The 6410-nt window shown below is 41.1% G+C and carries 4 protein-coding genes; all 4 read right to left on the bottom strand.

Translation table 11 applies throughout. The features are described from left to right. Window positions 1-322: 322 nt before the first annotated feature. The 4 genes from gyrA to recF all read right to left on the bottom strand — a co-directional run bounded on the left by gyrA (window position 323) and on the right by recF (window position 6410). Window positions 323-2827 (bottom strand): DNA gyrase subunit A, encoded by a 2505-nt coding sequence (gene gyrA / locus ACTJJD_RS15305; protein ID WP_046526899.1) that lies wholly within the window; start codon window positions 2825-2827, stop codon window positions 323-325. 233 nt (window positions 2828-3060) lie between these two features. Next, a complete protein-coding gene (gene gyrB, locus ACTJJD_RS15300; RefSeq protein ID WP_025206585.1) occupies window positions 3061-4977 on the bottom strand; it encodes a DNA topoisomerase (ATP-hydrolyzing) subunit B in 1917 nt (638 codons plus the stop codon). A 57-nt stretch (window positions 4978-5034) separates the two neighbouring features. Further along, window positions 5035-5280 carry an extracellular matrix regulator RemB gene (gene remB / locus ACTJJD_RS15295; protein WP_008360920.1) on the bottom strand — a complete coding sequence of 82 codons (246 nt, stop codon included), beginning with the start codon at window positions 5278-5280 and terminating at the stop codon, window positions 5035-5037. Window positions 5281-5297: 17 nt separating this feature from the next. Further along, entirely contained in the window at window positions 5298-6410 is a 1113-nt protein-coding gene (recF, locus tag ACTJJD_RS15290; protein WP_440608609.1) for a DNA replication/repair protein RecF, read from the bottom strand.

The following is a 6410-nucleotide window of genomic DNA, read 5'->3' as shown; positions in this document are numbered from 1 at the left end:
ACCTATGATGTATCATAGGATTTTTTATAAAAACTCGAATTAACAGGTACGTTTTGTCTTGTTTAGTTTTCAAAGAACTTGTTTGTCACTCTCTCAAAGCGACCACTTAAATATATCATATATCTCTATCAATAGTCAACATTTTTCTTGAAAAACATTTTATTTTTTTAAGAAGTTTTTGTTATGAAAGAGATAAAAAATAGAGCCTCTTTTTGCTCCTTTGAAAGATTAACACATATCTATGAAAAAAGCATTATAAACTTCAAAAAAAATCATGTTTTTTCAAAAAAAAAATAAAGCCGGTGAAAAACCGGCTTTATCTTTACTCAGATTGCTCTTGATCTGACTCTACATTTTCTACGTTTTCTTCACTATTCTCTTCATCGTCTTCTGGTGATTGTTCTACTAATGCCACTGTAGCGACATGTTCATCATCACCTAGACGGATCAGGCGGACACCTTGAGTGACTCGGCCTGTTGTGGAGATATCTGAAACGGCCATACGGATGATGACACCACTACCTGTAATAATCATCAAGTCTTCTTCAGCTTCAGCGTTAGTCGCCTTCACTGCAACAAGCGGACCGTTGTTGTCAGTGATCTTGCATGTTTTCAGACCTTTACCACCACGGCTTTGGACACGATATTCTTTTTCAGGCGTTAATTTACCATAACCTTTTTCAGTTACGATCAATACGTTTGCATCTGGCTCAAGGATTTCCATTCCAACGACGATGTCATCCTCAGAAAGTGTGATCCCTTTAACTCCAGCTGCTGTACGTCCCATTTCACGAACATCTGTCTCGTCGAAACGAATGAGCATTCCTTTTTTCGTTCCGATGATGATTTGTTTTTCACCATTGGTTAAACGAACAGCCATCAATTCATCTTCATCACGCAGGCTGAGTGCAATCAAACCGTTGTTACGGATGTTTGCAAATTGAGACAATGACGTTCGTTTTGATACACCGTGTCTTGTTGTAAAGAAGAGATACGAATCTTCATCAAATTCGCTGACTGGAATAATGGCGTTTATCCACTCTCCCTTTTCTACTTCAAGAAGGTTAATAATCGGAATCCCTTTCGCTGTTCGTCCGAATTCAGGGATCTCATAGCCCTTCGCTCGATAGACCTTCCCTTTATTAGAGAAGAAGAGAATCGTATCGTGCGTAGATGTTGAGATCAGCTGTTCAACGAAATCATCTTCGTTGGTTCCCATTCCTTGTACACCTTTACCGCCTCTTTTTTGACTGCGGTATGTTGATGCAGGCAGGCGCTTAATATAACCATTATGAGTCAGTGTGATCACAATATTTTCAACAGGAATCAAATCTTCGTCTTCGATTGTTTCTATACCCGCTGTCACAATTTCTGTGCGGCGCGTATCATTGAAGCGTTCTTTGATTTCTGTTAATTCTTCTCTAATGATTTCTAGAACTTTCTCATTGTCTGCTAGAATGGCTTTCAATTCAGCAATCAAGTCAACAAGCCCTTTGTATTCATCTTCTATTTTCTCTCTTTCTAAACCAGTCAAACGCTGGAGTCGCATATCGAGAATGGCCTGTGCTTGTTTTTCAGACAAGCTATAGTTTTCCATCAAACCATTTCTTGCAATTTCAGCAGTTTGAGAGCCTCTAATTAAGGCAATGACCTCATCTAAGTGATCAAGCGCAATTCTTAAGCCTTCTAAAATATGAGCTCTTGCTTCCGCTTTACGCAATTCATACGCCGTTCTTCGACGAATGATCACTTTCTGATGCTCAAGGTAATATTCAAGACATTGTTTGAGAGATAACACTTTCGGCTGTCCATCAACAAGTGCAAGCAAGTTAATACCGAAGGACGTTTGAAGTGTCGTTTGTTTATAAAGATTGTTTAATAGAACATGGACGTTTGCGTCTCTTCGTAGTTCAATGACAATTCTCATTCCATTACGGTCAGATTCATCACGAAGATCTGTAATGCCATCAATCTTTTTATCACGGACAAGATCAGCGATTTTTTCGATCAAACGAGCTTTGTTAACCTGATAAGGAATCTCGTTGATGACAATGCGCTGCTTACCACTAGATGTTTCTTCGATATTTGACTTTGCACGTAATGTAATAGAGCCTCGTCCTGTTTCATACGCTTTACGAATACCACTTCGGCCAATGATTTGTCCCGCAGTTGGGAAGTCTGGACCTGGAATGATGTCCATTAGTTCCTGTGTCGTCATTTCAGGATTTTGACTAATCGCCAATACCCCATCAATCACTTCACCTAGTTGGTGAGGCGGGATATTCGTTGCCATCCCTACAGCGATTCCAGTTGCCCCGTTCACTAATAAGTTCGGGAACCTAGCAGGCATAACGACTGGCTCTCTTTCACTGCCATCGTAGTTATCTTGATAATCAATGGTGTCCTTTGTGATATCACGCAGGATCTCCATCGAAATTTTAGAAAGACGTGCCTCGGTATAACGCATGGCTGCTGCACCGTCTCCATCGACAGAACCAAAGTTCCCGTGCCCTTCAACCAGCATATTACGATAGTTGAAATCTTGCGCCATCCGAACCATCGCTTCATATACAGCGCTATCACCGTGAGGGTGGTACTTACCGATAACTTCCCCAACGATACGAGCAGATTTCTTAAATGGTTTATCACTTGTCATACCTAGGTCATTCATCGCATACAAAATTCTTCGATGCACGGGCTTCAATCCGTCTCGCACATCTGGTAATGCACGCGAAACAATAACACTCATTGCATAATCTAAAAAGGACGTACGCATTTCATGGCTAATATTCACTTCGCGTACATTTGGTGTATGTTGTTCACTCACTATAAGAACCTCCCTTTACGTATCACATGAAATAAATTATGTGGGAGTAAAATATGTATTTATCTTCACAAGACTATTCTCCATTATATCAATAATCTTGCCTTTATACACATTTATTTACTAGAAAATCAACGAAACGTAGAAAACCAGGACATTCGTTTCACGCCCCTGTTTCTTGAAAAACAACCTTATTCCAAACAAGAAATAAGGTTGCTCTCAAGGGGGATACCTATCTAAATATCAAGATTTTTTACGTATTGTGCATTTTCTTCGATAAAGTTACGTCTCGGCTCTACTTTATCTCCCATTAGCATTTCAAAAGTCTCATCAGCATCGATTGCATCCTCAAGTGTCACTTGAAGAAGTGTTCTCGCATCAGGATCCATTGTTGTTTCCCAAAGCTGAGTAGCATTCATCTCTCCAAGACCTTTATAACGCTGAAGTCCAGGTTTCGGTGTTTGAGGCAGTGTTTTTAACAGTTCATCTAGCTGTTTATCGTTATACACGTATTCAACACGCTTTCCTTGCTGCACTTTATATAAAGGCGGCTGTGCGATATACACATAACCGTTTTCAATGATTTCACGCATGTAGCGATAGAAGAATGTTAGGAGTAGCGTCCGAATATGCGCTCCATCAACATCAGCATCAGTCATGATCACAATTTTGTGATAACGTGCTTTCTCTAAAGTGAAGTCTTCTCCGATTCCAGTCCCTAGCGCTGTAATCATTGAACGAACCTCGTTGTTAGATAAAATTTTATCTAGTCGTGCTTTTTCAACGTTTAGGATCTTCCCTCTTAACGGTAAGATCGCTTGGAAATGTCGATCACGACCTTGCTTAGCAGATCCGCCCGCAGAGTCTCCCTCTACGATATAAAGCTCAGAGATGGATGGATCTTTAGAAGAACAGTCTGCCAGTTTCCCAGGCAAGCTAGAGACTTCCAGTGCACTTTTACGTCTTGTCAACTCACGTGCCTTTTTGGCAGCCATTCTTGCACGAGCTGCCATCACACCTTTCTCCACAATTTTCTTTGCAGCATCAGGGTTCTCTAAGAGGAATTTCTCAAGTGCTTCGGAGAAGAGGGAGTCGGTAATGGTTCTTGCTTCTGAGTTACCGAGCTTTGTCTTCGTTTGTCCTTCGAATTGAGGGTCTGGATGTTTGATAGAGATAATGGCTGTCAAGCCTTCTCGTACATCTTCTCCGCTCAAATTCGAGTCTCCATCTTTGAATACGCCATTTTTACGAGCATAATCATTGATGACACGCGTCAGACCGGTTTTAAAGCCAGCTTCGTGTGATCCGCCTTCATATGTGTTGATGTTGTTGGCGAAAGAATAAATATTGCTTGTATAGGAATCGTTGTATTGCAGTGCAACTTCAACGGTGATTCCGTCTTTTTCACCCTCGATGTAAACTGGTTCTTCATGAACGACTTCCTTCGAGCGATTCAAATGTTCTACATAGCTCTTAATACCGCCTTCATAGCAGTATTCGTTTCTTCGCTCTTTGCCTTCACGTAAGTCTTCAATGATGATGTTGACGCCTTTTGTTAAGAAAGCTAACTCACGTACACGGTTAGCAAGTGTGTCGTAATCAAATTCAATGGTTTCAGTGAAAATTTCTGGATCTGGCACAAAATGAGTGGTTGTCCCTGTTACATCTGTTTCACCAATGATCTCTAAATCTCCAACTGGAACACCGCGTTTGAATTGTTGATAATGAATTTTTCCATCACGGTATACGGTCACGTCTAAGGTCGTAGATAACGCATTAACAACAGATGCCCCTACACCGTGCAGACCGCCAGATACTTTATAACCGCTGCCGTCAAATTTACCACCAGCGTGAAGAACCGTCATAATCACTTCTACAGCAGGACGTCCCATTTTTTCGTGAATCCCAACAGGAATTCCGCGGCCGTTATCTTTCACTGTGATGCTATTATCTTTTTCAATTTGCACTGTAATGTCTGTACAATAACCAGCTAAAGCCTCATCAATACTGTTGTCGACAATTTCCCATACAAGATGGTGAAGTCCTTTTGCACTGGTTGACCCAATGTACATTCCTGGACGTTTTCTAACCGCTTCTAGTCCTTCGAGCACCTGTATCTGATTTTCATCATAACTATTATGTTGCTGTTCCATTGCCACGTACATTCACCTACACTTTTCTTAAACGATATATTTATATGAATTGAGCTTTTAGACTTCAATTTCAATCACAAATGAAGCACGTTTTTTGAGCGTGCTTGAGGAAAGAGGAGAGTAATACACGGATTCAGTTGTGACGACGATGGATTTGGGTGTCCCTTGTGACAACGAAATGATTTGTTCTTCTTGTTTTTGAAGAAATTCCTCTACAACAGAAGATGACCTCATTTTGTAATCAACAATTGCGACAATCTCTCGTGTAGAAACAACACAATCATCACCTAAATGAATATACAAGACCCACACCTCATTTATCAGTCAATTACTTTTCCACTGGCTACTCTGAAAATTTCCGCTTCTTTCAAGGTGGCGTGATCGATGCCTTCAACACTTGTTGTGGTGACGAAGGTCTGTACACGTCCCTGAATGGTATGGAGCAAATGAGACTGTCTGTAATCATCAAGTTCAGATAAAACATCATCGAGTAGAAGAATTGGGTATTCACCGATTTCTTCATGAATCAGATCAATTTCTGCCAGCTTTAGTGAAAGAGCTGTTGTTCTTTGCTGCCCTTGAGAGCCATATGTCTGAACATCCCGACCATTCACAAAGAAAAGAAGATCATCTCTGTGAGGCCCCCATAGCGTCACCCCTCGGTCTATTTCTCTGTCTCTTAGTTTCTGAAACGATTCTTCATAGCTATTTTTTATTTTCGACAAGTCTGACGCTTCTGATACCTCTATGGCCGTCTGGTATTGGAGCGTGAGCGTTTCCAGCTCTCTTGAAATCCCAAAATGCAGCGGCTGCGCCCATTTTTCGAGCTGTTTCGTAAAAGTCAGTCGTCTTTTGACAACCTTCGCTGCCGCATCAATCAACTGCTCTGTTAAAATCTCCAGCATCGCTTGATCCGTTTGCTTTCTTGTTTGCAATTGTTTCAAGTAATGATTTCGCTGAGTGAGGATTTTTTGATAGAGCGTTAAATCATGCAAGTAGACAGCAGACACTTGTCCAATCTCCATGTCGAGGAATCTTCTGCGGATTTGCGGGCTACCTTTCACAAGGCTGAGATCCTCTGGTGCAAACATGATGGTGTTCAAGGCACCAACATAATGACTGAGTTTCTGTTGTTCAATGTGATTGACCTTGCCCTTTTTTCCTTTTTTTGAGATCACGAGCTGCATGGGGAGTGGACCATTTTTTTTGATGACTCTACCTTCTATTTTAGCATAGTCTTCGTCCCATCGGATAAGTTCTTTATCATTTGACGTACGATGAGACTTTGCCATCGACAATACATAGATCGCTTCCATCAGGTTCGTTTTACCTTGGGCGTTCTCACCAATCATCACATTCACCTTATTGTCGAATTGAAGCTCGGTGTGTTCATAGTTTCGGTATGAAGTTAACGCCAGACTTTGAATGTACAT

The sequence above is a fragment of the Bacillus sp. 22446 genome (assembly GCF_052044955.1).
GTDB classification, from domain to species: domain Bacteria; phylum Bacillota; class Bacilli; order Bacillales; family Bacillaceae; genus Bacillus; species Bacillus altitudinis.
Note: the sequence above shows the minus strand (reverse complement) of the source record. Positions and strands in the feature narration are given on the sequence as shown.

Excerpts from the sequence above, each read along its gene's own strand:
- recF (WP_440608609.1), bottom strand. The coding sequence starts at position 6,410 with ATGTACATTCAAAGTCTGGCGTTAACTTCATACCGAAACTATGAACAC.
- gyrB (WP_025206585.1), bottom strand. The coding sequence starts at position 4,977 with ATGGAACAGCAACATAATAGTTATGATGAAAATCAGATACAGGTGCTC.